The 23,129-nt window shown below is 70.6% G+C and carries 26 protein-coding genes and 2 pseudogenes; 16 read left to right on the top strand and 12 right to left on the bottom strand.

Annotated features, from left to right (window positions below):
* Positions 1–129: 129 nt before the first annotated feature.
* Positions 130–882, bottom strand: a complete 753-nt coding sequence (locus NNW99_RS11435) for an SDR family oxidoreductase (protein WP_215118594.1) — start codon at positions 880–882, stop codon at positions 130–132.
* A 97-nt stretch (positions 883–979) separates the two neighbouring features.
* Between NNW99_RS11435 and NNW99_RS11430 the strand changes: the two genes are divergently transcribed.
* Both NNW99_RS11430 and NNW99_RS11425 read left to right on the top strand, forming a co-directional pair.
* Positions 980–1,678, top strand: a complete 699-nt coding sequence (locus NNW99_RS11430; protein ID WP_251057762.1) for a TetR/AcrR family transcriptional regulator — start codon at positions 980–982, stop codon at positions 1,676–1,678.
* A gap of 379 nt (positions 1,679–2,057) precedes the next feature.
* Entirely contained in the window at positions 2,058–3,524 is a 1,467-nt protein-coding gene (locus tag NNW99_RS11425; RefSeq protein ID WP_215124232.1) for a sensor histidine kinase, read from the top strand.
* Between the two features lie 188 nt (positions 3,525–3,712).
* Here the strand turns inward: NNW99_RS11425 and NNW99_RS11420 are convergent, their stop codons facing one another.
* Positions 3,713–3,970: a WhiB family transcriptional regulator gene (locus NNW99_RS11420; RefSeq protein WP_016639615.1), complete on the bottom strand. Its 258-nt coding sequence runs from the start codon at positions 3,968–3,970 to the stop codon at positions 3,713–3,715.
* Positions 3,971–4,292: 322 nt separating this feature from the next.
* Positions 4,293–5,261: a diacylglycerol kinase family protein gene (locus tag NNW99_RS11415; RefSeq protein ID WP_215118593.1), complete on the bottom strand. Its 969-nt coding sequence runs from the start codon at positions 5,259–5,261 to the stop codon at positions 4,293–4,295.
* A 116-nt stretch (positions 5,262–5,377) separates the two neighbouring features.
* Between NNW99_RS11415 and NNW99_RS11410 the strand changes: the two genes are divergently transcribed.
* Positions 5,378–5,827, top strand: a complete 450-nt coding sequence (locus NNW99_RS11410) for a hypothetical protein (protein ID WP_215118592.1) — start codon at positions 5,378–5,380, stop codon at positions 5,825–5,827.
* Between the two features lie 3 nt (positions 5,828–5,830).
* On the opposite strand, the gene NNW99_RS11405 is transcribed toward NNW99_RS11410, so the two are convergent.
* The 3 genes from NNW99_RS11405 to NNW99_RS11395 all read right to left on the bottom strand — a co-directional run bounded on the left by NNW99_RS11405 (position 5,831) and on the right by NNW99_RS11395 (position 7,919).
* Positions 5,831–6,967: an RNA polymerase sigma factor SigF gene (locus NNW99_RS11405; RefSeq protein WP_215118591.1), complete on the bottom strand. Its 1,137-nt coding sequence runs from the start codon at positions 6,965–6,967 to the stop codon at positions 5,831–5,833.
* Between the two features lie 17 nt (positions 6,968–6,984).
* Positions 6,985–7,398, bottom strand: a complete 414-nt coding sequence (locus tag NNW99_RS11400; protein ID WP_003992877.1) for a hypothetical protein — start codon at positions 7,396–7,398, stop codon at positions 6,985–6,987.
* Positions 7,399–7,658: 260 nt separating this feature from the next.
* Positions 7,659–7,919 carry a UBP-type zinc finger domain-containing protein gene (locus NNW99_RS11395; RefSeq protein ID WP_107455506.1) on the bottom strand — a complete coding sequence of 87 codons (261 nt, stop codon included), beginning with the start codon at positions 7,917–7,919 and terminating at the stop codon, positions 7,659–7,661.
* Positions 7,920–7,981: 62 nt separating this feature from the next.
* Here NNW99_RS11395 and NNW99_RS11390 point away from each other — a divergent pair, with 62 nt between their 5' ends.
* Positions 7,982–9,580: a Na+/H+ antiporter gene (locus NNW99_RS11390; protein ID WP_215118590.1), complete on the top strand. Its 1,599-nt coding sequence runs from the start codon at positions 7,982–7,984 to the stop codon at positions 9,578–9,580.
* A gap of 85 nt (positions 9,581–9,665) precedes the next feature.
* Here NNW99_RS11390 and NNW99_RS11385 read toward each other — a convergent pair whose 3' ends face one another.
* Together NNW99_RS11385 and NNW99_RS11380 are read right to left on the bottom strand one after the other, a co-directional pair.
* Entirely contained in the window at positions 9,666–10,583 is a 918-nt protein-coding gene (locus NNW99_RS11385; RefSeq protein WP_215118589.1) for a 1-aminocyclopropane-1-carboxylate deaminase/D-cysteine desulfhydrase, read from the bottom strand.
* Positions 10,584–10,633: 50 nt separating this feature from the next.
* Entirely contained in the window at positions 10,634–11,065 is a 432-nt protein-coding gene (locus tag NNW99_RS11380) for a DUF6010 family protein (RefSeq protein ID WP_215118588.1), read from the bottom strand.
* Positions 11,066–11,355: 290 nt separating this feature from the next.
* Between NNW99_RS11380 and NNW99_RS11375 the strand changes: the two genes are divergently transcribed.
* The 3 genes from NNW99_RS11375 (at position 11,356) to NNW99_RS11365 (ending at position 15,093) form a co-directional block, all read left to right on the top strand.
* A complete protein-coding gene (locus NNW99_RS11375) occupies positions 11,356–12,762 on the top strand; it encodes a family 2B encapsulin nanocompartment shell protein (RefSeq protein WP_215118587.1) in 1,407 nt (468 codons plus the stop codon).
* A 111-nt stretch (positions 12,763–12,873) separates the two neighbouring features.
* A complete protein-coding gene (locus NNW99_RS11370) occupies positions 12,874–14,085 on the top strand; it encodes a family 2 encapsulin nanocompartment cargo protein polyprenyl transferase (protein ID WP_215118586.1) in 1,212 nt (403 codons plus the stop codon).
* A 393-nt stretch (positions 14,086–14,478) separates the two neighbouring features.
* Complete coding sequence (locus tag NNW99_RS11365) at positions 14,479–15,093, top strand: GNAT family N-acetyltransferase (protein ID WP_215118585.1); 615 nt, start codon at positions 14,479–14,481, stop codon at positions 15,091–15,093.
* A gap of 82 nt (positions 15,094–15,175) precedes the next feature.
* Here NNW99_RS11365 and NNW99_RS11360 read toward each other — a convergent pair.
* Positions 15,176–15,310: pseudogene (locus NNW99_RS11360) on the bottom strand (TetR/AcrR family transcriptional regulator); the annotation flags it as partial.
* A gap of 159 nt (positions 15,311–15,469) precedes the next feature.
* Between NNW99_RS11360 and NNW99_RS11355 the strand changes: the two are divergent.
* The 5 genes from NNW99_RS11355 to NNW99_RS11340 all read left to right on the top strand — a co-directional run bounded on the left by NNW99_RS11355 (position 15,470) and on the right by NNW99_RS11340 (position 18,407).
* Positions 15,470–16,054, top strand: a complete 585-nt coding sequence (locus NNW99_RS11355) for a dihydrofolate reductase family protein (protein WP_215118584.1) — start codon at positions 15,470–15,472, stop codon at positions 16,052–16,054.
* A 26-nt stretch (positions 16,055–16,080) separates the two neighbouring features.
* Positions 16,081–16,404, top strand: coding sequence for a hypothetical protein (locus NNW99_RS39105; RefSeq protein WP_370869130.1), 324 nt, complete (start codon positions 16,081–16,083; stop codon positions 16,402–16,404).
* An 84-nt stretch (positions 16,405–16,488) separates the two neighbouring features.
* Entirely contained in the window at positions 16,489–16,902 is a 414-nt protein-coding gene (locus tag NNW99_RS11350; RefSeq protein ID WP_215118583.1) for a YciI family protein, read from the top strand.
* Between the two features lie 34 nt (positions 16,903–16,936).
* The gene (locus tag NNW99_RS11345) at positions 16,937–18,157 is read left to right on the top strand and encodes an RNA polymerase sigma factor (protein ID WP_215118582.1); all 1,221 of its coding nucleotides are present in this window, start codon (positions 16,937–16,939) and stop codon (positions 18,155–18,157) included.
* Between the two features lie 10 nt (positions 18,158–18,167).
* Positions 18,168–18,407, top strand: a complete 240-nt coding sequence (locus NNW99_RS11340) for a hypothetical protein (protein WP_215118581.1) — start codon at positions 18,168–18,170, stop codon at positions 18,405–18,407.
* Here the strand turns inward: NNW99_RS11340 and NNW99_RS11335 are convergent.
* Entirely contained in the window at positions 18,404–19,138 is a 735-nt protein-coding gene (locus NNW99_RS11335) for a VOC family protein (RefSeq protein ID WP_215118580.1), read from the bottom strand. The genes NNW99_RS11340 and NNW99_RS11335 overlap by 4 nt on opposite strands.
* Before the next feature lie 105 nt (positions 19,139–19,243).
* Here NNW99_RS11335 and NNW99_RS11330 point away from each other — a divergent pair, with 105 nt between their 5' ends.
* Positions 19,244–20,398, top strand: coding sequence for an inorganic phosphate transporter (locus tag NNW99_RS11330; protein WP_215118579.1), 1,155 nt, complete (start codon positions 19,244–19,246; stop codon positions 20,396–20,398).
* A 16-nt stretch (positions 20,399–20,414) separates the two neighbouring features.
* Complete coding sequence (locus NNW99_RS11325) at positions 20,415–20,648, top strand: hypothetical protein (protein WP_215118578.1); 234 nt, start codon at positions 20,415–20,417, stop codon at positions 20,646–20,648.
* Positions 20,649–20,732: 84 nt separating this feature from the next.
* Here NNW99_RS11325 and sodN read toward each other — a convergent pair whose 3' ends face one another.
* A complete protein-coding gene (gene sodN, locus NNW99_RS11320) occupies positions 20,733–21,128 on the bottom strand; it encodes a superoxide dismutase, Ni (protein ID WP_030928916.1) in 396 nt (131 codons plus the stop codon).
* Positions 21,129–21,272: 144 nt separating this feature from the next.
* Between sodN and sodX the strand changes: the two are divergent.
* Positions 21,273–21,524, top strand: a pseudogene (gene sodX / locus NNW99_RS11315) (nickel-type superoxide dismutase maturation protease); the annotation flags it as partial.
* Between the two features lie 65 nt (positions 21,525–21,589).
* Here the strand turns inward: sodX and NNW99_RS11310 are convergent.
* Positions 21,590–22,246: an ABATE domain-containing protein gene (locus NNW99_RS11310; RefSeq protein WP_251057761.1), complete on the bottom strand. Its 657-nt coding sequence runs from the start codon at positions 22,244–22,246 to the stop codon at positions 21,590–21,592.
* An 89-nt stretch (positions 22,247–22,335) separates the two neighbouring features.
* On the opposite strand from NNW99_RS11310, the gene NNW99_RS11305 reads away from it, so the two are divergent.
* Positions 22,336–23,106 carry a class I SAM-dependent methyltransferase gene (locus NNW99_RS11305; RefSeq protein ID WP_215118576.1) on the top strand — a complete coding sequence of 257 codons (771 nt, stop codon included), beginning with the start codon at positions 22,336–22,338 and terminating at the stop codon, positions 23,104–23,106.
* The last annotated feature ends 23 nt before the right edge of the window (positions 23,107–23,129 follow it).

Here is a 23,129-nt window from a genome sequence, read left to right as displayed (position 1 = left end):
CGTCGGGTGAGGCTGACTCAGGCAACCGTTGTGGGTGAGTCCGGTCCAGGCCCTATCGGCGCGTGAGCCCGACCTCGTCGCGGCGCCGGCCGTCCGCCCCCCCGCATCGTCGAGGGATACCGGCGACGCCTACGTAAGCGAACCCCCCGTCACATCCACCCAGCTCCCCGTCACCCACCGGCCCCCGTCCGAGGCCAGGAACGCCACCACGTCGGCGACGTCGGCGGACTCGCCCACTCCGCCCAGTGCCGATATCGCTGCGGCCTTCGCCCAGCCGTCGGGACTTCCGTGCAGCAGCGCGGCCGTGTTGTCCGTGTCGATGATCCCGGGCGCCACCGAGTTCACGGTGATGCCCCGAGGGCCCAGCACCTTGGACAGGTCCCGTGAGAAGACGTCCAGGGCGCCCTTCGTCATCGCGTACGCCATGTTGTCCGGCATCACCGCCGTGCGGGCCAGCCCCGACGAGATGTTGACGACCCGCCCGCCGTCCCGCAGTCGCGTCATGCCGTGCTGGAGGATGAAGAACGGCGCCTTCACATTGACCGCGAAGACCTGGTCGAACTCCCGCTCCTCCAGTTCCCCGATCGGTCGCGTGTTCCCGATCCCCGCGTTGTTCACCAGGATGTCGAGCCCGTCCGCGTGCCGGTCGAACTCCTCCCACAGGGCCTCGGCGTCGCCCGGTACTCCGAGCTCCACGCCCACCGCGAACGCCGAGCCGCCCGCCGCCTCGATCGCCGCGATCGTCTCCTTCGCCGCCGTCTCGTTCCTGCCGTAGTGCACCCCGACCCGCGCGCCGTCGCGCCCGAGCCGCTCGGCGATGCCTCGCCCGATGCCCCTGCTCGCCCCCGTGACGAGAGCCGTCCTACCCGTGAGCACGCCCATGGCGGCGCCCCCTTCTCATTTTCCTAGTGGTCGCTACAGAAATGACCGTACAGCAGCCCGCCGACATTTCTCTAGCGTCCGCTATAAAATGCACCCCATGGTGAACGACGACGACGCGACCGCGAAGCCGGAGCGGCCCGCCACCGCGGACGACCGGAGGGTGGCTACCGCGGGGGACGGCAAGAAGAAGGGCAGGCCTCGCGGCCGCCCCCGCTCCTTCGATCGTGAAACCGCACTGGAGAAGGCCCTCCTGGCCTTCTGGGAGCACGGCTACGAGGCCACGTCGGTCTCCGATCTCACCCGCGTCATGGACATCGGCACCCCCAGCCTCTACGCGGCCTTCGGCGACAAGCGCTCCCTCTTCGAGGAGGTCGTCCGCGTATACGGCACGGGTCACGGCTCGTTCACCGACCGCGCCCTCGCCGAGGAGCCCACCGCCCGGGCCGCCGTCGAGCGCACGCTGCGCGAGGCCGCCACGGCGTACACGGAACCCGGCCACCCGCACGGCTGCCTCGTCGTCCACGCGGCCACGAACTGCTCGGACACCGAGGTCGAGCAGTCGCTGCGGGACCGCCGCAACGCCAACATCGCCGCGTTCGAGAGCCGTATCGGCGCCGATGTCGCCGCCGGCGTGCTGCCCCCGGACACCGACGCCGCCGCCCTGGCCCGTCACGTCGGCGCGATGATCCAGGGCATGTCACAACAGGCGCGGGACGGGGCGAGCCGGGAGGAACTGGAGGCGGTCGCGGAAATTGCCATGACCATCTGGCCCCGCACAGGAACCCACAAGGGTTAGGCTGCGTGGTGGACGTCACTGCGTCCGACGCGCGGAAGACAGCACAACAACGAACAGCCTCCAACGCATGGACACCTCCTAGTGGTCTAGTCCACAATGCGTACGAAGGCGCTTGCGAAGCGCGTACAAGCCTCCGTCCTCCCCGCACAGGAGGACGGACCGAGGAACCGAGGGCTCTCTGCCCTGACTGCCCCGGGTCCTCATCCTTCGGCCGACCGGGACCGCACACCCCACGGCCGATGCTGCTCCGGGCTGCGGTGCCGAGAGGGTTGAGGGTCCCTCTCAGGCGCCGCGGCCCGCGGGTGTCTCAGGGCCCGTGGAGCATCCGAACATTTCAGAGCCGTACAAACCCCCGGGTACGCTCGCACACGTGCCCTCCATGAACGAACTCGTACGCCAGCACACCGCACTCGACGACACCGATCTCGAGTGGCTGCACCTGCTGGTCTCGGAGTGGCAGTTGCTCTCCGACCTCTCCTTCGCCGACCTGGTCCTGTGGGTCCCCACGAGCGACGGCACCCGGTACGTCTCGGTCGCCCAGATGCGGCCCAACACCGGACCGACCTCGTACCAGGACGACATGGTGGGCCACCTCGTCCCGCGAGGCCGCCGGCCCATGCTGGACGCCGCCCTCGACGAGGGCCGCATCGTACGCGAGGGTGACCCGGAGTGGCGCGAAGAGGTTCCCGTCCGGGTCGAGTCGATCCCCGTCCGGCGGGAGGGGCGCGTCCTCGGCGTCATCGCGCGCAACACCAACCTCCTCACCGTGCGTACCCCGAGCCGCCTGGAGCTCACCTACCTGCAGAGCGCCTCCGACCTCGCGCAGATGATCGCGGCCGGCTCCTTCCCGTTCGCGAACCAGCAGCTCGACATGGACGCCTCGCCCCGCGTGGGCGACGGACTGATCCGGCTCGACGCCGACGCCCTCGTCCAGTACGCCTCGCCGAACGCCCTCTCCGCCTACCACCGGCTCGGCCTCGCCTCCGACCTGGTCGGCCAGCACCTGGGCAGGACCACCGCCGAACTCGCCCCGACCCGGGGCCCGGTGGACGAGGCGCTCGCCAAGGTCGCCAGCGGCTGGGCGCCGCGCGAGTTCGAGATCGAGGCCACCGACGGGGTCATCCAGTTCCGCGCGATCCCCCTCAGTCCCAAGGGCACCCGCATCGGCTCGCTGGTCCTGCTCCGTGACGTCACCGAACTCCGTCGCCGCGAACGCGAGTTGATCACCAAGGACGCGACGATCCGGGAGATCCACCACCGGGTCAAGAACAACCTCCAGACGGTGGCCGCCCTGCTCCGGCTCCAGGCCCGGCGCATCGAGTCCGACCGCGGCCGCGAGGCCCTCGAAGAAGCGGTGCGACGCGTCGGATCGATTGCGATCGTGCACGAGACGCTCTCTCAGAACCTGGACGAGCGCGTCGAGTTCGACGACATCGCCGACCGTGTCCTGGCCATGGTCGCGGAAATCTCCCCGGGTAAAGTCACGGGCCGGCGCACCGGCCGCTTCGGCATTCTCGACGCCGAGGTCGCCACGCCCTTGTCCATGGTGCTGACCGAAATTCTGCAGAACGCTTTGGAGCACGGTTTCCGCGAGGGCGACACCGGCACGGTCGAGGTGTCGGCGATCCGCGGCGGTACTACCAAGGAAGCGAGGCTGCTGGTCACCGTTCAGGACGACGGCGTCGGTCTTCCGGAAGGCTTCGATCCGCACACCGCGGGCAACCTCGGTCTGCAGATCGTACGGACCTTGGTGGAGGGCGAGTTGAGCGGCACCTTCGACATGGTCCCGGCCCCGGAGCGCGGAACCCGCGTGATCCTCGACATCCCCGTGCGGTCACAGAAGTAGGGAAACGGCGGCTCGTCGGCGAAGCCCCCCGAACAGCATTGAGCCCCAGGCCACTTGGGGGCCCGGGGCTCAAGCTCGTTGCTGCTTTGCTAAGCGCATCGGGGGAACTGCGCGCTGCGGCTCGGGGGCGGGAGATGCGTACTCGCTGTACGCGCCGCCAAGCTCAGGCTGTCAGCAGGGGTGGGTTGTCAGGCGGAGGCCTGACGAGCCCGGTTGCGGGCGGCGCGGCGCTTCATGGCACGGCGCTCGTCCTCGCTGAGACCACCCCAGACGCCGGAGTCCTGGCCGGACTCGAGCGCCCACTGCAGACACTGCTCCATTACCGGGCAGCGACGGCAGACGGCCTTGGCTTCCTCGATCTGCAGCAGCGCAGGACCGGTGTTGCCGATGGGGAAGAAGAGCTCGGGGTCTTCCTCGCGGCAAACGGCGTTGTGACGCCAGTCCATGGCTGCTACCTCTCCTTGGTATTACGTGCAGGGCTTGCTTGTGAATGTGAACGCTTTCACGAATCCCTCAACAAGTGAAGGGCCGACCGCCAGGTTCCCTGGCGTAGGTCCTGTGATGTGGAGAGGGATTCTGGTGATCAGTGGAGGCCGGTCTTGCGGGCCATCCCGATCGCCACGTAGAGACTCGCAAACCTCAGCGGCGGATACAACCCCTTCTGGAAAGTTTTTTTTGATTCTTCGGTGTCGACTAGGTCACAGCCGTACTTCCATGGGGTGGATCCTGGCCTAAACGTTCGAGTGAAAGGACTTTAGCCAGTTCTGCTCACACAATCACACGCAGTGCACGGCGTACGCCTGTGAACGTCACGCTCGTTCGCAGACCCAGGTGGTCACCGTCCATCTGGAGGGGGAGCGGCACCTTGGAATGCAAGGTGAACTCGGTCAAGTCATGCAGGGAAGTGGCGTGTTTGCCATGGGGTCCACGCTCGGGGGACGAAGTGAGCAACTGGGTCCCATACCGGGCAACAGCGGCGGTGGACAGACGGCTGAGACCGAAGAGATCGAGCCCGGTATCGAACGAGGCCTTAGGTGCCGCGTAGATCGGGCGATTCCCCAGAAACGTCCACGGGGAGGTGTTCGAGACTATGGACAGCACCAGATCGGTGACCGGATCCTCGCCGGCCCGCTCCAGCGTGATCATGCCGTGCCGGCGATTGGTCTCACCGAGGAGTTGACGCACGACCTGGCGTACGTAGAGAGCGTGTGTGGATTTCCGGCCGCGCTCGCGGTGCTGTTCCACCCGGCCGACCACTCCGGCGTCGAAGCCGAGCCCCGCGTTGAAGGTGAACCAGCGGGCCGGCACCGTCTCGTCCTCCGTGCCGGGCGTGCCCGAGGCCAGGCCCAGGCCGACGGTGCGTTCGCTGCCGTCGCGCAGGGCGTCCAGCAGAGCGCCGGTGGCCTCCACGGCGTCATTGGGCAGGCCGAGGGCGCGGGCGAAGACATTGGTGGAACCGCCCGGGACCACGGCGAGGCCGGGGAGGTGCCCCGGGGCGGGGCCGGCGTGCAGGAGGCCGTTGACCACTTCGTTGACCGTGCCGTCGCCGCCGAGGGCCACCACGAGGTCGATGTCCTCGCTGTCCGCCGCCTGCCGGCCGAGGTCGCGCGCGTGGCCGCGGTACTCGGTGGTGACCGCCTCCAGCTTCATCTCGCTGGCGAGCGCGTGGATCAGTACGTCGCGCGTGCGCGCACTGGTGGTGGTTGCCGCCGGATTGACCACGAGAAGTGCACGCATGACTGGCAGCGTACCTACTGGGGGGTACCTGGCCCAGACCGAGGTAGGGATCCGGTAAGAGACCAGGGGTGAACCTGGCTACGGGAGGCGCGTACGACGAGGGCTACTCTTCAGGGGTGAGCAGTGAGCAGACCCCCACCACCGAGGTAACCACCGGCCCCCGCCCCCGGCGTCTGACGTACGCCGCGCTGCTGGCCGCGCTCGAGGGGCTCGCGCTGGTCGTCGGCGGCGTGTGGATCCTCGTCCTCGGCCTCACGGGGCATCCGGACGACCGGCAGCAAGCCGTGACCGGAGGCATCACGCTCGTGGTGCTCGCACTGCTGCCGCTGCTCGCGGCCCGTGGTCTGCTCGCCCTGCGCAGCTGGAGCCGCGGCCCGGCCGTCATCACCCAGCTCCTGGCGCTGCCGGTGGCCTACAACCTGCTGCAGGCCGACAGCATGGCCATTCCGGCCGGGATCGCTCTCGCGGTCGTGGCCGTCACGTCGCTCGTCCTGCTGGTGAACCCCGAGACGACCCGGGCCCTGGGGATCCGCGGGCCCGGCAACCCCGACAACGTGGGGAAGTAGCCGTCACTCCTCGACGAGGAGCTTCTCCCGCAGCTGCGCGAGTGTGCGCGCCAGTAGCCGCGAGACGTGCATCTGGGAGATGCCGACCTCCTGCGCGATCTGCGACTGGGTCATGTTGCCGAAGAACCGCAGCAGCAGGATCCGCTTCTCCCGCGGCGGGAGGTCCTCCAGCAGCGGCTTGAGGGACTCCCGGTACTCCACGCCCTCCAGCGCCTCGTCCTCCGCGCCGAGGGTGTCCGCGACCGCCGGGGACTCGTCGTCGGTGTCGGGGACGTCCAGGGACAGCGTGGAGTACGCGTTGGCGGACTCCAGGCCTTCCAGGACCTCCTCCTCCGAGATCGCCAGCTTCTCGGCGAGCTCGTGGACCGTGGGGGAGCGGCCGTGCAGCTGCGAGAGCTCGGCCGTGGCCGTGGTCAGCGCCAGGCGCAGCTCCTGCAGCCGGCGCGGGACGCGCACCGCCCAGCCCTTGTCCCGGAAGTGCCGCTTGATCTCGCCGACGACCGTCGGGGTCGCGTACGTCGAGAACTCCACGCCGCGATCCGGGTCGAAACGGTCGACGGACTTGATCAGTCCGATCGTGGCGACCTGGGTGAGGTCGTCCAGCGGCTCGCCGCGGTTGCGGAAGCGGCGTGCGAGATGCTCGACGAGCGGCAGGTGCATGCGGACCAGCTGATTGCGCAGTTCCGCGTACTCGGGGCTGCTGTCCCCCAGGGTGCGCAGTTTGAGGAACATCTCGCGCGCCCCGCTGCGGTCCGGAGAGCCATGGTGCGCACCCTGTGCGCGGGGCGCGCTCGGTGCCTGATGCTCGGAGTCCCGCTCGTGCTCGCTCATCGTCCCGCCCGTCGCCCTTCCCCGAGCCCTCGCCTCCTCCGCCACTCTCGACTTCGCGTGAGTGGGAGGACCCCCTGGGACAGGGGATGCGGTGATCCCCCCGCCCGGAGGCGCGCTCCGCACGGCACCGCCTTGGTCCAGCGGCCCGCCGCCCTGGAGGACGGCCCCCGCGGAGTCGTCCTCAGGGTGCGGGCGGGCCTGCTCGGGGATGCCGTCGATGCCGTCCGCCATGCGCCGGGCCCCGCTCGGACCGCTCGTGCCCGTGCCCTCGGCCGGCAGCTCCTGTGTGCTGCGCTCTTCGTCCCGCACCGGCCCGTCCTCGCTCCTCACGCCGGCCCGGGTCCCGCGCCGCGCTGTTTGTAGAGGCTGATCGAAACGGTTTTGTCCTTGTCCACGGCGGAGGAGACCTTGCCCGCGAGGGCGGACAGGACGGTCCAGGCGAAGGTGTCCCGCGAGGGGGCATGGCCATCCGTGGTCGGAGCCGAGACAGTGACCTCGAGTGAGTCGTCGACGAGGCGGAACACACAGCTGAGCACCGAGCCGGGCACGGCCTGCTGAAGCAGGATCGCGCAGGCCTCGTCCACCGCGATGCGCAGGTCCTCGATCTCGTCGAGGGTGAAGTCCAAACGGGCCGCGAGACCGGCCGTGGCCGTACGCAGCACCGACAGGTAGGCACCCGCGGCCGGCAGCCGGACTTCCACGAAGTCCTGGGTCGCGGGCTCGCCTGCGATCTGGGACACCCTCACCTCCATGGTGGTACAAGCGTTTCAGGGCCGAGGGTCGCCCCCCGGGGTAACGCGATACGTGGTTCAGCGGTGACGCTATCGCGCTCTCGACGGTTCTGTCCTCGGGACCCCAACCCCTTGTCGTCACTCACAGTAAACCTGTGGATACGCTCCGTGTCTAGGGGTTGGGCGGGCCCAAATGGGAAGAGCGCGCGCCGGGTTGACGTACCCAGACGTCAGACGGTCGAACCGTCCCCCGCCGGGGTCTTGCCGAGTCACACCAGGACATGGTCGACGAAGCACCATCGCCAGGTCTCCCCGGGCTCGTGCGTCCGCATCACGGGATGGCCGGACTCCTTGTGGTGCCCCGCCGCGTGCCGCCCCGGCGAGGAGTCGCAGCAGCCGACGTGACCGCAGCTGAGGCACAGCCGCAGTTGCACCGGATCCATGCCTTCCGCCAAGCACTCCGGACACGTCTCGCTGAGCGGGCCGGGTTCGGGGTGCGGCAGCGCGTCGGCGTGCGTGCACTGTTTCATGATTGCCAGGTTACGACGGTCGAGCGGAAGACCGCGCGGAAAAAAGAGGGCGGGCGAGAACGATGGACGTGATGCCACTGCTGTTGCTGGTGGCGGGCAGTGCCGCGATCGCGGCGGCCGCGCGGCGCACCCCGGTGCCGGCGCCGCTGCTGCTGGTGGCGATCGGGCTGGCGGTCAGCTACGTCCCCGGGGTGCCCGAGTACACGCTCGACCCGCACATCGTCCTGCCGCTCATCCTGCCTCCGCTGCTGTACACGGCCGCCACCGACAGCTCCTACCTCGACCTGAGAGCCCAGCTCAGGCCGGTCGCGATGCTGTCCGTCGGCTACGTGCTCTTCGCGACCTTCGTCGTCGGCTGGGCCCTGTACCTGATCGTGCCCGACCTGCCGCTGACCGCGGCCCTGGTCTTCGGCGCGGTGGTGGCGCCGCCGGACGCCGTCGCGGCGACGGCGGTGGCACGCCGGGTCGGGCTGCCGTCCCGGATCACCACGATCCTCCAGGGCGAGTCCCTGCTGAACGACGCCACCGCGATCACCGCCTACCGGGTGGCCCTCGCGGCCGCCATCGGTGAGGGCGCGACCTGGGCCGGGGGTATCGGCGAGTTCCTGCTCGCGGCGGTCGGCGGTGTCGTCGTCGGGCTGCTGCTGATGGCGCCGATCCACTGGCTGCGCACGCACGTGAAGGAGGCGCTGCTGCAGAACACGCTCTCCTTGCTGATCCCGTTCGTCGCCTACGCCGTCGCCGAGCAGGTGCACGCCTCCGGTGTCCTCGCGGTCGTGGTCGTCGCGCTCTACCTGGGACACCGCGCGTGGGAGGTCGATTTCGCCACGCGCCTCCAGGAGGAGGCGGTGTGGAAGATGGTGGCCTTCGTCCTGGAGTCGGCGGTGTTCGCGCTGATCGGACTGCAGCTTCCGGTGGTCCTGAAGGGCCTCGGACAGTACGAGGGCGCCGAAGCCGCCTGGTACGCGCTCGTCGTGTTCCTGGTGGTCGTCGCGGCCCGGTTCGTCTGGGTGTACCCGGCGGCCTTCCTGCCCCGGCTGCTGTCGGCCCGGATCCGGGAGAGGGAGGCGAGCCTGACCTGGAAGGGGCCGTTCATCGTCGCGTGGGCCGGTATGCGGGGGGTGGTCTCGCTGGCCATCGCCTTCTCCATCCCGCTGACCATGCACGACGGCGAGGTGCCCTTCCCGCACCGCAACCTGATCCTCTTCCTGACCTTCACGACGGTCATCGCCACCCTGGTCGTGCAGGGCCTGACCCTGCCCCCGCTGATCCGGCTGCTGAAGGTCCCCGGACGGGACGTCCAGGCCGAGACGCTCGCCGAGGCGAACGCCCAGGCGCAGGCCTCCCGGGCCGCCGAGCGGCGCCTGGACGAACTCCTCGCCGACGAGCGCAACGCCCTGCCCGCCCCGCTCGCCGACCGGCTGCGCATCGTCCTGGAGCGCCGCCGCAACGCCGTCTGGGAACGGCTCGGGCAGGCCAACCCGGTCACCGGGGAGTCCGTCGACGACACCTACCGGCGGCTGTCGCGGGAGATGATCAGCGCCGAGCGCGAGGTGTTCGTCAGACTCAGGGACGGCCGGTACATCGACGACGAGATGCTGCGGACCCTGCTGCGCAGGCTGGACCTGGAGGAGGCGGCGGCCTTCCGGGAGGCGGCGTAGGGACGGCGAGGAGTCGCTGTGGGCGTCAGGAGAGGCTGCCCTGCTGCCGGAGGCCGGGTCGGGTGTGACGAGGCGCTGCCGGCCGTCACGGGAAGGGGCGGCCGGTGATGACGGCCGCCACCGTCGTCCCGCGCGGGAAGGCGCCTTCGTCGGCCAGGGCGACGAGGCCGTAGAGCAGCTTGGCCACATACAGGCGTTCGACAGGCAGGCCGTGACGGCGTTCGAAGTTCGCGGCGAAGGCGTCGAGCTCGTCGGGCACGCGCGCGTAGCCGCCGAAGTGGAAGCGGTCGTCGAGGCTCCAGGAGCCGCGCGGGCCGCCGAAGGCCTGCCGCTGCAGGGCCTCGGTCTCGGCGGTCAGGAAGCCGCCCTTGAGGACCGGCACGCCCAGAGCGCGCTGCGCGGGAGCGAGCCCGGCGGCCAGTCCGGCCAGCGTGCCTCCGGTGCCGCAGGCCACGGCCACGACATCGGCCCGGTCGCGCAGTTCTTCGCCGAGCGCCCGGCATCCGCGTACGGCCTCGGCGTTGCTGCCGCCCTCGGGGACGACGTAGGCGCCCTCGGCGTCAGCCGCGCGAAGGATGCCGGCCAGGGCCTCCGGCTCCGACTTGCGGCGGTACGTCGTCCTGTCCGCGAAGTGCAGCCGCATGCCGTCGGCCGCACACCGTGCGAGGGAGGGGTTGAGGGGGCGGCCGGCCAGTTCGTCGCCGCGTACGACGCCGACCGTGGGAATGCCGAGCAGGCGCCCGGCCGCGGCCGTGGCGCGCAGGTGGTTGGAGTAGGCGCCGCCGAAGGTGACGACGGGGCGACCGGCCGCCGCCGCGAGGTTCGGCGCCAGCTTGCGCCACTTGTTGCCGATCAGCTCCGGGTGGATCAGATCGTCCCGCTTCAGCAGCAGCCGGACGCCCCGGCGCTCGAACCGGTCGTCGACGACTTCCCGCACCGGCGAGGGCAGCCGGGGGCGCAGGGCCGCGAGGCCGGGCGCGTCGGGGGCGTCGGGGCTGGTCACCCCGTCATTGTGACTCGGGGCGAAGGCGGCCCGGCCGTCGGCCCGCTCCGTCAGCCGGCCGTCGTTGTCGGTGTCGGCTCGGAACCCTCGGGGCGGCGTCGGCCACGCACGAACTCGACGAGCGAGGGTCCGCCTCGCAGGCACCAGAGCGCGATCACCGGGTCGCAGATCGCGCAGCCCAGGGACGAGGTGTGGAGGAACGGGATGATCGGGGCGCCCTTGACGTGGTGGACGAGGTCCCACGCCGTGTGCAGCAGCCAGCCGACGCCGATCCACGTCCACGACTCCAGACCGCGGAAGGCGACGTAGGTGACCAGCGCGGTGAAGGGGAACTCCCAGCCGCCCATGCCACCGCCGCTGAGATACGCGGCACCGGCGCCCGCGACCATCACCGCGTTCAGGCGCCGCCGGTGCGGTTCGCGGACCAGGGACATCAGCAGGGCGTAGAGGATGCCGATGCCGATCGGCGCGATGTACTGCATCGATGGGGCCGTTTCTGGAGCCGGGACGGGAACGGCTCATCACGCTAGATCCCGGCAGGCCCGCTCCCCAGGGGCGTGAGCGACAGCTTTCCACGGGTTGTCGCCACCCGGCCCGGCTCGGGCCACGGCACCTTCGAAGTCCAAAAAGGGCCTCCTCTGCCCAGTGATACGAAGATCCATTCCCCCTCTTTCGGGTAATAGCACCGCGACGCTGAGTGAGGAAGGCTTGCCCGTGGACATCGATGCCCGAGGCATATGGGCGTTGGGCATAACCGGGAGGGCAGTTCTCTATGTCGGTAGGCGAAGAGGTCCGCACGGAGGAGACCAAGCCGCAGCAGAGTCTCGGCACGGCGGCCGCGCGGAACCTGGCCACCACGACCAAGTCCGTGCCGCAGATGCAGGAGATCAGCTCCCGCTGGCTGCTGCGGACGCTGCCCTGGGTGGACATCCAGGGCGGTACGTACCGGGTGAACCGGCGGCTGACCTTCGCCGTCGGCGACGGCCGGGTGACGTTCGTGAAGACCGGCGACCGCGTCGAGATCATCCCCGCGGAGCTGGGCGAACTGCCGGCGCTGCGGTCGTACGAGGACCAGGAGGTGCTCTCCGAGATCGCCCGTCGCTGCGAGCAGCGGGAGATCCGGGCGGGCGAGGTGATCGCCTCGTTCGGCAGCCCGTCCGACGAGGTGTACCTGCTGGCGCACGGCAGGGTGGAGAAGGTCGGCACGGGACCGTACGGGGACGACGAGTCCCTCGGAGTCCTCGCCGACGGCGCCTACTTCGGTGAGGACGCCCTGCTGGACGAGGACGCGATCTGGGAGTACACGGCCCGCGCGCTCACCGCGTGCACCGTGCTGGTGCTGCCCCGACAGGAGTTCGCGCAGATCGCGGAGCGCTCGGACTCGCTGCGCGAACACCTGCACCAGAGCCGCGCGATCCCCGAGCAGCGCTCCAACAAGTACGGCGAGAAGGAGATCGACGTCTCCTCCGGCCACTCCGGCGAGCCGGACATCCCGCACACCTTCGTCGACTACGAGGCCAGTCCCCGCGAGTACGAACTGAGCGTCGCCCAGACCGTGCTGCGCATGCACACGCGCGTGGCCGACCTCTACAACCAGCCCATGAACCAGACCGAGCAGCAGATCCGGCTGACGGTCGAGGCGCTGAAGGAGCGCCAGGAGCACGAGCTCGTCAACAACCGCGACTTCGGGCTCCTGCACAACTGCGAGTACGAGCAGCGGATCCAGCCGCACGACGGTGTGCCCAGCCCGGACGACATGGACGAGCTGCTCAGCAGGCGCCGGGGCACCAAACTGCTCCTCGCCCACCCGCGTGCGATCGCCGCGTTCGGGCGTGAGCTCAACAAGCGCGGGCTGGTGCCCGAGACCATCGACGTCGGCGGCAACCGCATCCCCACCTGGCGCGGTGTGCCGATCTACCCGTGCAACAAGATCCCGGTGACCGAGGCCCGTACGACGTCGATCATCGCCATGCGTACCGGCGAGGCCGACCAGGGTGTCATCGGGCTGCGGGCCTCCGGCATCCCGGACGAGATCGAGCCGAGTCTGTCGGTGCGCTTCATGGGCATCAATGAACAGGCCATCATCAAGTACCTGGTCACGGCCTACTACTCGGCCGCGGTGCTGGTACCGGACGCGCTCGGAGTCCTGGAGAACGTCGAGATCGGCCGCTGGCGGTGACGCTCCCGGTGCATCGGCCGTGTCCCTGTCCGCCCGGGCGGGTACACCCTGGGGGTACGCGCCCAGCGGCAGCGGAAGCGCCACCGTCCGCTCATACTCCGAGGCGGTCCCATGGGTGAGTCCCTTACGGAGTTCAGGACGGAGGCGACGCTGCCCGCCCCTGGTGAGCAGCGAGCCGCCCGTGATGAGCAGCGTGCCGCCCCGGGTGAGCAGCGAGGTGCCGAGCTTCGGGGCGCGGCCGGAGTGCCGGAAAGGCGGGGGTCCATCGGGACGCAGCGGGACGGCCGGCCCGTACCGGCCGAGGGGCACGAGGCGGTCATGCTCCTGGAGCGGGCCCGGGCGGAGGTCGACCCGGTGCTGCGGGCCGCGCTCGACTCGCTGCCCGGGCCGATGCGCCGGATCGCGCTCTACCACTTCGGCTGGGAGGAGGCGGACGGAACACCGTCCGAGGGCGGCTCGGGCAAGGCGATCCGCCCCGCGCTCGTCCTGGCCGCGGCGTCCGCTCTCGGGGGGCCCGAGGCACGGGCGGGGGCGGTCCGGGCGGCCGCGGCGGTGGAGCTTGTCCACAACTTCACGTTGTTGCACGACGACGTGATGGACCGGGATGCCACCCGTCGGCACCGGCCCACCGCGTGGACCGTGTTCGGAGACGCCGACGCGATCCTCGGCGGGGACGCGCTGCAGGCGCTCGCCCTGCGACTGCTGGCGACGGATCCGCACCCGGCGGCCCGGGCCGCGGCGGTCCGGCTCGCGGACTGCGTGGTCGAACTGTGCGCGGGGCAGCACGCGGACACGGCCATGGAGCGGTGCGACCCCGGCGACGTCACCCTCGAGGAGGTGCTCGCCATGGCGAAGGCCAAGACGGGCGCACTGCTGGGGAGTGCCTGTGCGATCGGGGGCCTGTACGCGGGCGCCGGGGACGGGGATGTGGCGGCGCTGGACGCGTTCGGCCGTGAGGCCGGGCTCGCCTTCCAGCTCATCGACGACGTCATCGGTATATGGGGCGACCCGCACCGCACCGGCAAGCCCGTCGGTGCGGACCTGGCCGCCCGCAAGAAGTCACTGCCGGTCGTCGCGGCCTTCACCTCCGGTACGCCGGCGGCCGCCGAGCTGGCCGAACTGTACGCACGGCCTTGCGAGAAGGAGGACCTGGACCACATCGCCCTGACCGTGGAGCGCGCGGGTGGCCGTGACTGGGCGCAGGGCCAGGCGGCCGACCGGATGGCGCGGGCGATGCAGCAGCTAGCGCGCGCGGTGCCGGATCCGGAGGCGGCGGGCGGTCTGCTGGCCCTCGCCGAGTTCGTGACACGGCGCAGTAGTTGATGTTCGGTGACCCTTGACGGCCCGCGGTGGTTGACGGCTTTGGCGGTCGACCGCCGGCAGTGGTCGACCGTCGGCAGCGGTCGACGGCCGACAGTCGGTCTGCCGGATGCAGGGGCCGGCGGCCTGCAGCACAGCATGACCCTTCGGGCGACCGAAGGCAGGACCCCGGAGCGTCGGGGCCGTGCGGCTCCTGACCCCGCACGGCTTGCGGCCTCCGGTCGGCGGGTCCCGCACTGCCCCACGGTGTGCGGGGCCCGCCCCTTCTCACGCATCACACGACCGAGTTTGGACAGACGTTCGACTGGATTCCGCCAAGCTGCCGCCCCGCCTGCCCCGGACGGCCCTCAACCCCCTTACGATCAACGCCCGTCGGGACGATCGAAGGGGCGGGGCATGGGCGTGGCGATCCGTACGGCGGGCGAGGCGGACCGGGAGACGGTCGTCCGGCTGCTGGACGAGGCGTTCCAGGACGACCCCGTGAGCGGTTGGGTCTTCCCCGGTGCGGAGGACCGTCGTGAACGCCACCCCGGGCTGATGGCCGCCTTCACCGACATCGTGCTCGAGGCGGGGCGTATCGACGTCACCGAGGACGGCTCGGCCTGCGCGCTCTGGCTGTCCATGCCGGCCGACGACCATGACGGTGACCCCGAGGACGACGACGGTCCGGCCCAGGTGCGGGCGGCCGTCGACCCGGACAACGAGCGCATCGAGCTGATCGGCCGGCTGACCGCCGCCATCCATCCCTCGGGGCGGGCCCACGAGTACCTGTGGATGATCGGTGTCGCCCCCGGCCGTCAGGGCGAGGGGCTCGGCACCGCGCTCATCGAGTCGGTCCTCGATCGTTGCGACCGCGAGGGGCTGTCCGCCTATCTGGAGGCCAGCAGCGCGCGCAGTCGCACGTTGTACGAGCGCCTCGGCTTCGAGGTCGCCGGTCAGGTCCTCGACCTCCCGGACGGCCCGGCCATGTGGCCGATGTGGCGGGAGCCGCGCACGGGCGCGGGCTCTTAGGGCCTGCCTTCGCGATCCCGATGGCCGGCTTCGACCCGACCTTGATTTCCCGGTCTGGCCCGGCCTTGGTCCTGCCCAGGCCCTACCCCTGCTCCCGCACCCCGGGCAGTACGCCCTCCAGGACGCCCGGCAGGGGCAGGTGCTCCAAGAGCAGTCCGAGCATGGCCAGATAGGGCACGGTGACGGACTCGTCGCCGCCGGGCAGTCCGGCACCTCGACACCGGCGTCGACGAGCACGGCCCGGCGCCCGGGATTGCCGGCCATGCGGAGTTACTTCTCCCACTTTCGACGGCTCGCGAAAATCACCTTGCAACCACTACAGGGGGAGTACTATAACTGAAGTTATTCAACCGGCGGCCTACGAAAAGAGACCGGCTTGCGAAAGCTCACGTACTTCATCGCCTGTTCCATCGACGGCTTCATCGGGGACCCGGACGGCGACGCGACAGCGATGATGCGTTTCCTCGACGAGGAGTTCCTCGGCTTCCTGACGTCGGAGTATCCGGAGACCGTGGCGACCCACGGCCGCCGGGCCCTCGGTATCGACGACCTGCCGAACCGGCGGTTCGACACCGTCGTTCAGGGCCGGGGCAGCTACGACCTCGCCCTGGCGGAGGGCATCACCAGCCCCTACGCGCACCTGCGCGAGTACGTCGCCTCCGGCACGCTGAAGGAGTCGCCCGACCCGAACGTCGAGATCATCGCGGAAGACCTGGTGGGCAAGGTCCGGGACCTGAAGGCCGAGGACGGCGAGCTCGGCATCTACCTGTGCGGCGGATCGAAGGTCGCGGGCGAGCTGCTCGACGAGATCGACGAGGTCGTGATCAAGACCTACCCGCTGGTGTACGGCTCGGGCATGCCCATGTTCGGGGAAGCGTTCGCGATCTCGGAGTTCGCCCTGGAGTCCGTGCGTACGTTCGGCAACGGCGTGCTGGTGCGCTCGTACAGCAGGAAGCGCTGAGCCCCCGACCGTCCTACTCTGAGGGCATGGGCAGAGACGAACACGTCTGTCCGACCTGCGGACAGCCAGTCGAAACAGTCGTCCGGCGCCACAAGACGCTGGGCGCATGGGTCCCCCTGTGGGTGGCGGGCCCCTGCCACAACCCCCGGTGCGGGGTCCAGGACGCGGAGGGCGCGGACAGCGGCCCCGCCGCCGAGGACACGCGGCCCGCCGGGGAAGCACGGCCCGAAGCGGCCCCCCGGCCCGCCGATGACACCGCCCCACCCGCGACGACCCCACCCGCGACGACCCCAACCGCCACGACTCCACCCGCGACGACCCCCGGAGAAACCGTCTCGGAAAGCTCCTGAGCTCGTGTCGAGAATCCCGGCCCGGCTCCGACGTCCCCTGTGAGAGCCGCCCGGAAGGGTGGTGAGAGCCGAAGGAGCGGACTGATGAAGTACCTGGTCATGGTGCAGGGCACACAGGCGGACTACGAGGCCATGCGCGGCAAGGCGTCAGCGGAATCGCCCGCCTGGAACGAGGACGAGCTGCAGGCGATGTTCGCCTACATGGGGGCCATCAACGACGATCTCTCCGAGACCGGCGAGTTCGTCGACGGGCAGGGCCTGGCCGAGCCGGCGCAGACCCGGCATGTCACCCTCGGTGACGACGGCAAGGCCGTGATCACCGACGGCCCGTACAGCGAGACCAAGGAGCTGCTGGCCGGCTACTGGGTCCTGGAGTGCGAGAGCCTGGAGCGGGTCACGGAGATCGCCGACCGCATCTCCCGCTGCCCCCAGCCGGCCGGTGCCCCCGACTACCCGGTCGTGATCCGCCCGATCATGGACGGCAGCGGGGACATCTGACGAGCCGGCCCGTGCGAGGCCGACGGACCCGCCGGTGAGGAACACACCCGAGGTCGAGGACCTGCTGCGCCGGAACGCGCCGCAGGTCCTCGGCGCGCTGGTCAGACGGTACGGGCACTTCGACGCCGCCGAGGACGCCGTACAGGAGGCGCTGCTCGCGGCGGCCGGGCAGTGGCCTGAAGCGGGCGTGCCCGGCAATCCGCGCGGCTGGCTGATCAAGGTGGCCTCGCGGCGGCTGACCGACGCCCTGCGCAGTGAGGAGGCCCGGCGACAGCGCGAGGAACGGGCGGCGGCGCTCACGCCCCGCGACGCCTTCACCGCCCCGCCGCCGGGGGAGCGGGCTCCCCGTGAGGACGACACCCTCTCGCTGCTCATCCTGTGCTGCCATCCGGACCTCACCCCGTCCGCCCAGATCGCGCTCACGCTGCGTGCCGTCGGCGGTCTGACCACGGCGGAGATCGCCCGTGCGTATCTGGTCCCGGAGGCGACGATGGCGCAGCGCATCAGCCGGGCCAAGCAGAGGGTGCGGGGCGTGCGCTTCGGCCGCCCGGACCGCTGGGAGCAGCGGCTGCCGTCCGTTCTGCAGACCCTCTATCTGATCTTCAATGAGGGCTACACCGCCACTTCAGGCACGGCCCTGCAGCGCCCCGACCTGGCGGGCGAGGCCGTACGGCTGACCCGTACGGTCCACCGGCTGCTCCCCGACGACCGCGAGGTGGCCGGGCTGCTCGCGCTGCTGCTGCTCACCGACGCCCGGCGCGATGAGCGCACCGGACCGGGCGGGGAGCTGATCCCCCTCGACGAGCAGGACCGCGACCGCTGGGACAAGGCTGCCATCGAGGAGGGTGTCGCGCTGGTGACCCGGGCGCTGTCCCGGGGCAGGCCCGGGCCGTACCAACTGCGGGCCGCGATCGCCGCCGTGCACGACGAGGCGCCTTCGCCCGAGGCGACGGACTGGGCCGAGATCCTGGGCCTGTACGACGTCCTCGTCGACCTGCTCCCCGGGCCGGTCGAACGCCTCAACCGCGCGGTGGCCGTCGCGATGGTCCACGGCCCGCGCGCCGGCCTGGCCGAACTGGACGCGTTGCCGGGCACGTTGAAAGGCCACCGCCTGGACGCCGTACGCGCGCACCTCCTTGAACGCGCGGGCGAGCCCGAAGCCGCCCGGGTCGCCTACGAGTCGGCGGCCGCCCAGACCCTCAGCCTGCCCGAGCAGCGCTATCTCCAGGCGCGGGCGGCGCGGTTGAGGGACTAGCGTGTCAGGCATGGGCATGACGGGGGAGGGGCGTCGCGGGGTGTGGCGCTGGGTGGTCATCGTGTGGGCGCTTGCCGTGGTCGTCGCGGGTGGGCTGACCTTGTGGATGCAGGACTCGACGGAGCCTCAGGGGCCGTACGTCTGGGAAGAGGCGAATCCCGACGAGATGCCGAGCCTGCCGCCCTGCCCGACGCCGGAGGGCGTCGCCGATGTGGCGTGCGCGTACGCGTCGTATGCGGAGGCCGACTAGCGGCGCCGCCCGCCCGTCTCCGGATCCCGGGTCGTCAGGCAGTACGTGCCGCCCGCCGGGTCGCGCATCACCGACCAGCCGGAGCGGTCGGCCACGTGTACGGCCCCGAGTTTCTCGTGCCACGCCCGGGTGGCGCCGACGTCCGTACAAGCGAGGTCGAAGTGGGCGGAGGCCGGGCGCTCCTCGCCGAGGCGTTGCAGAAGCAGCCGGACGGGCAGGCCGGGAGGCGGCTCGACCACATGGAACTCCGGGAGCGCGCCGGGACGCGACACCCAGCCGTCCAGCAGGCCGCTCCAGAAGGCGACTTCGGCGTCGTACGACGACGGCGGTACGTCCAGGCACACCTGGTCGAGCCGGCTGCCGCGCACCACACCCGGGCGCGACGACTGGCCGCGCCACGGGTCCCCGCAGAACAACTGCCCGCCGGGCGAACGCAGCACGACGAGCGACCCGAGGTCCAACACCACGCTCGCCCCGAGCCGCACCGCCGAGTCCCTGAACCCCGCCACGTCGTCCACGCAGAAGTCGAGATGCGCCCCGCCGTCCCCCGACCGCACCGCCTGGGCCTTGACGTAGGCGTCGGCGCCGTCGGGGAGCAGGGTCACGAACTCGGAGTGCTGCCCGCGGAGTTCGGAAAGTCGCGTGTCCGTGACGGCCGTCCAGAAGTCACATGCGGTCCCGAAGGTCTCGCGAGGCCGGTCGGCGAAGGCGTATGTCCAGCGGATCCTCATGGGCGCGATCGTAGAGGGGTCCCGTCACGGCCACCTGCGTGAACCTTGACCAGCCTTTGCCTCGCCGTTCCCCGCGCATGGGGCCGCGCTTGTTTGCATTCAGGAATGGACCACATCACGTTCCTCGTGGCGGTCGTCATCGTCACGGCGCTCGCCTTCGACTTCACCAACGGATTCCACGACACGGCGAACGCGATGGCCACGTCCATCGCCACCGGCGCGCTGGCTCCCCGTACTGCGGTCCTGATCAGCGGTGTCCTCAATGTCGCCGGTGCCTTTCTCTCCACCGAGGTGGCCAGAACCATCTCGGGCGGCATCGTGGACGACACCCTCGTCAGCCCGGGGATGATCTTCGCGGGACTGGTCGGGGCGATCCTGTGGAACCTGCTGACCTGGCTCGTCGGACTGCCGTCGAGCTCCTCGCACGCCCTGTTCGGCGGGCTCATCGGGGCCGTGTGGGTCGGGGCGGGCAGCCACGGCGTCAACTTCGACAAGGTCGTCGAGAAGGTGCTCGTCCCGGCGGTGGCCTCGCCGCTCGTGGCCGGTGTCGCCGCGCTGATCGCCACCTACCTCGCCTACCGGCTCACCGACCGCGCCCGCAAGGAGTCCGTCACCAAGGGCTTCCGGATCGGCCAGATCGCCTCCGCCTCGCTGGTCTCCCTCGCCCACGGCACGAACGACGCGCAGAAGACCATGGGCGTCATCACCCTCACCCTCATCTCGGCCGGCGCGCTCGGCCACGACGCCGGCCCGCCCCTGTGGGTCATCGCCTCCGCCGGCCTCGCCATCGGCCTCGGCACCTACCTCGGCGGCTGGCGGATCATCCGCACCATGGGCAAGGGCCTCACCGAGATCCAGTCCCCGCAGGGCTTCGCCGCCGAGACCGCCTCCACCACCGTCATCCTCACCTCCGCCCACCTCGGCTTCGCCCTGTCCACCACCCAGGTCGCCTCGGGCAGCATCCTCGGCGCGGGGCTCGGCCGCAGGCTCGCGGAGGTCCGCTGGGGCGTCGCGGGCCGGATGGTGATCGCCTGGATGGTCACCCTGCCCGCCGCCGCGCTGGTCGGGGGCCTGGCCGCGAGCGTCGTCCAGAACGGCGGCGACCTCGGTACGGCGGTCGTCGCACTGGTCGGCGCGGCCCTGGCCGCGGGCATCGTGGCCGTCTCGCGCCGCAACCCGGTACACGCGCACAACGTCAACGACGCGCACGAGGTCAGCATCCGCACCGAGCCGCCCGCCAAGGTCGGCACGGCAGCCTGAACGACGGGGAGTCGACATGCATCTGGACTGGACCGCGCTCGGCCAGGTCGCCGCGGTGAGCGTCGGCGCCACCGTCGCCGTGGTCGTCCTGTTCGCCTTCGGCGTCCTCGGCCTCGCGCGCCTGGAGGGCGCCCGCGAACAACCGGGCGGCACCCCCGCCCTCGGACTCACCCAGGCCGCCCTGTGCTTCCTCACCTGCGCGGCGGTGGTGGCGTACGGGATCTCACTGATCGTGCCTCAGTTCCACTGACCCACGGCTACGAGTGACCCGTACGTACGACGAAGGGGCCCGACCGGTACACCCGGCAGGGCCCCTTCGCGTGGCCCATGGACTTCAGGCCTTCTTGGTCTCCCAGAAGATCTTGTCGATCTGGGCGATGTAGTCCAGAGCCTTCTGGCCGGTCGCCGGGTCGGTCGAGCCCTTGGCGGCCGAGAGGGCCTTGAGGGCGTCGTTGACCAGCTGGTGCAGCTCCGGGTACTTCTCGAAGTGCGGGGGCTTGAAGTAGTCGCTCCAGAGCACGGACACGTGGTGCTTGGCGAGCTCCGCGCGCTGCTCCTTGATGACGGTGGCGCGCGCCTGGAAGTGCGGGTCGTCGTTTCCGGCCATCTTCTCCTGGACAGCCTTGACCGACTCCGCCTCGATGCGGGCCTGGGCAGGGTCGTACACACCGCAGGGCAGGTCGCAGTGAGCGCTGACCTTGACCTTGGGGGCAAACAGGCGGGAAAGCATGGAGCATTCCTCCCTCGTGATCGTCTTCTCACAGGGGACATTACTCCGTGGCGGACGGGTTTTCGCGAGTGCCCCCGTGGGCTTAGGACGAAAGTCCGGGGTGAGACTGAGACTGGTGGAGAAGAACCGGGGAGGTGCCGGGTGATGCCGGAGCTGTCGCAGGAGTCCGAGCGGGGGAGGTCGGCCGCGCCCTTCGGCGTCGCCGAGGTGACCGGGCCGTCCATGGTGCCCACGCTGTACCACGGGGACCTGCTCCTGGTGCACTACGGGACCCGGGTCAGGCCCGGTGACGTCGTCGTACTGCGGCATCCCTTCCAGCAGGACCTGCTCGTGGTGAAGCGGGTCGCCCAGCGGCGTGAGAGCGGCTGGTGGGTGCTCGGGGACAACGCGTACGCAGGTGGTGACAGCACCGACTACGGCGTCGTGCCGGACGACCTGGTGCTGGGGCGGGTCCGCTTCCGCTACCGGCCGCGCGGGACCGGGCGTTCGCCGTGGGCGCTGCTCGGCTGGGTGTTGTCGGCCGCCAGGCCCGTCTTCTCCGACAGGTCGGGCAGGGCGGCCTCGCGGCGTTTGCGGGCGCGGTAGGCCGCCACGTTGGCGCGGGTCGCGCAGCGGTCGGAGCAGTAGCGCCGGGAGCGGTTCGTGGAGGTGTCCAGGTAGGCGTTGCGACAGGGCGCGGCCTCGCACAGGCCGAGCCGGTCCACGCCGTACTCGGTCAGATGGAACGCCAGGCCCATCGCCGCGATCGCCGCGTAGCCGGCAGTGGCGTTGGACGGGTGGTCCGCCAGATGCATGTGCCACAGGGGGCGGCCGTCGTCGTCGCGGAAGTCGTGCCCGGAGATCTGCGGGCTCACCGGGAACTCCAGGAGGAGGGAGTTCAGCAGGTCGACGGCCAGGGTCTCGTCGCCGGTGTCGGCCGCCTCGAAGACCGCGCGCAGCCGGGCCCGGATCGAGCGGAACCGCGTCACGTCCGAGTCGGTGGCGCGACGGGCCGCCGACTGGCTGGCGCCGAACAGGTCGCGGACGGCCTCGACCGACGTCAGCGTGTCCTTGCCCCGGACCGGTTCCTCGGTGTTGACGAGGCGCACGGCATAGTCCGAGTAATAGGCCAGTTCCACTTGTAGTCCTTACGGAGGGGCTTTATTGTCGTGAGCGCGCACTTGTAACAGCTGATGGTGCTTCCAGGGTATTACGAGGGAGGGGCTCGATGACGGACTCCGACACCACGACGGCCACCACCGACTGGCGTGCCTGGCAGGAGAGCTGGGACCGGCAGCAGGAGTGGTACCTGCCCGACCGCGAGCAGCGGTTCGAGATCATGCTCGACATGGTCGAGGCCCTGGTGGGCACCGCCCCGCGCGTGCTCGACCTCGCCTGCGGCACGGGCAGCATCACCGCCCGGCTGCTCGCCCGGTTCCCCGACGCCACCAGCACCGGCGTCGACCTCGACCCGGCGCTCCTCGCCATCGCCGAGGGCACCTTCGCGGACGACGACCGGGTCGGCCTCGTCACCGCCGACCTCAAGGACCCCGACTGGCCGGCGAGGCTGCCGTACGACGCGTACGACGCCGTCCTGACCGCGACGGCCCTGCACTGGCTGCACCGGGAACCCCTCGCGAACCTCTACGGCCAGGTCGCGGGAGTCGTCCGCGACGGCGGTGTCTTCATGAACGCGGATCACATGATCGACGAGTCGACGCCCCGGATCAACGCGGCCGAGAGCGCGCTGCGGCACGCCCGTATGGATCAGGCCAAGCGGGACGGCGTCCTCGACTGGTCCGAATGGTGGCAGCTCGCCGCCAAGGACCCGGTTCTCGCCGAGCCCACGGCCCGGCGCTACGAGATCTACGGCGAACACGCCGACGGTGACATGCCCTCGGCTGCCTGGCACGCGCGCGTGCTGCGCGAGAAGGGGTTCGGCGAGGCCAGGCCGGTGTGGTGCTCGCCCTCGGACACCCTGCTGCTCGCCCTGAAGTAACCGGACGCGGACCACGCGAAGGG

The sequence above is a fragment of the Streptomyces sp. CRCS-T-1 genome, from assembly GCF_024442335.1.
In the GTDB taxonomy this organism is placed as follows: domain Bacteria; phylum Actinomycetota; class Actinomycetes; order Streptomycetales; family Streptomycetaceae; genus Streptomyces; species Streptomyces koelreuteriae.
The sequence above is the reverse complement of the archived record's forward strand: the minus strand, read 5'-3'. Positions and strand labels throughout refer to the sequence as shown.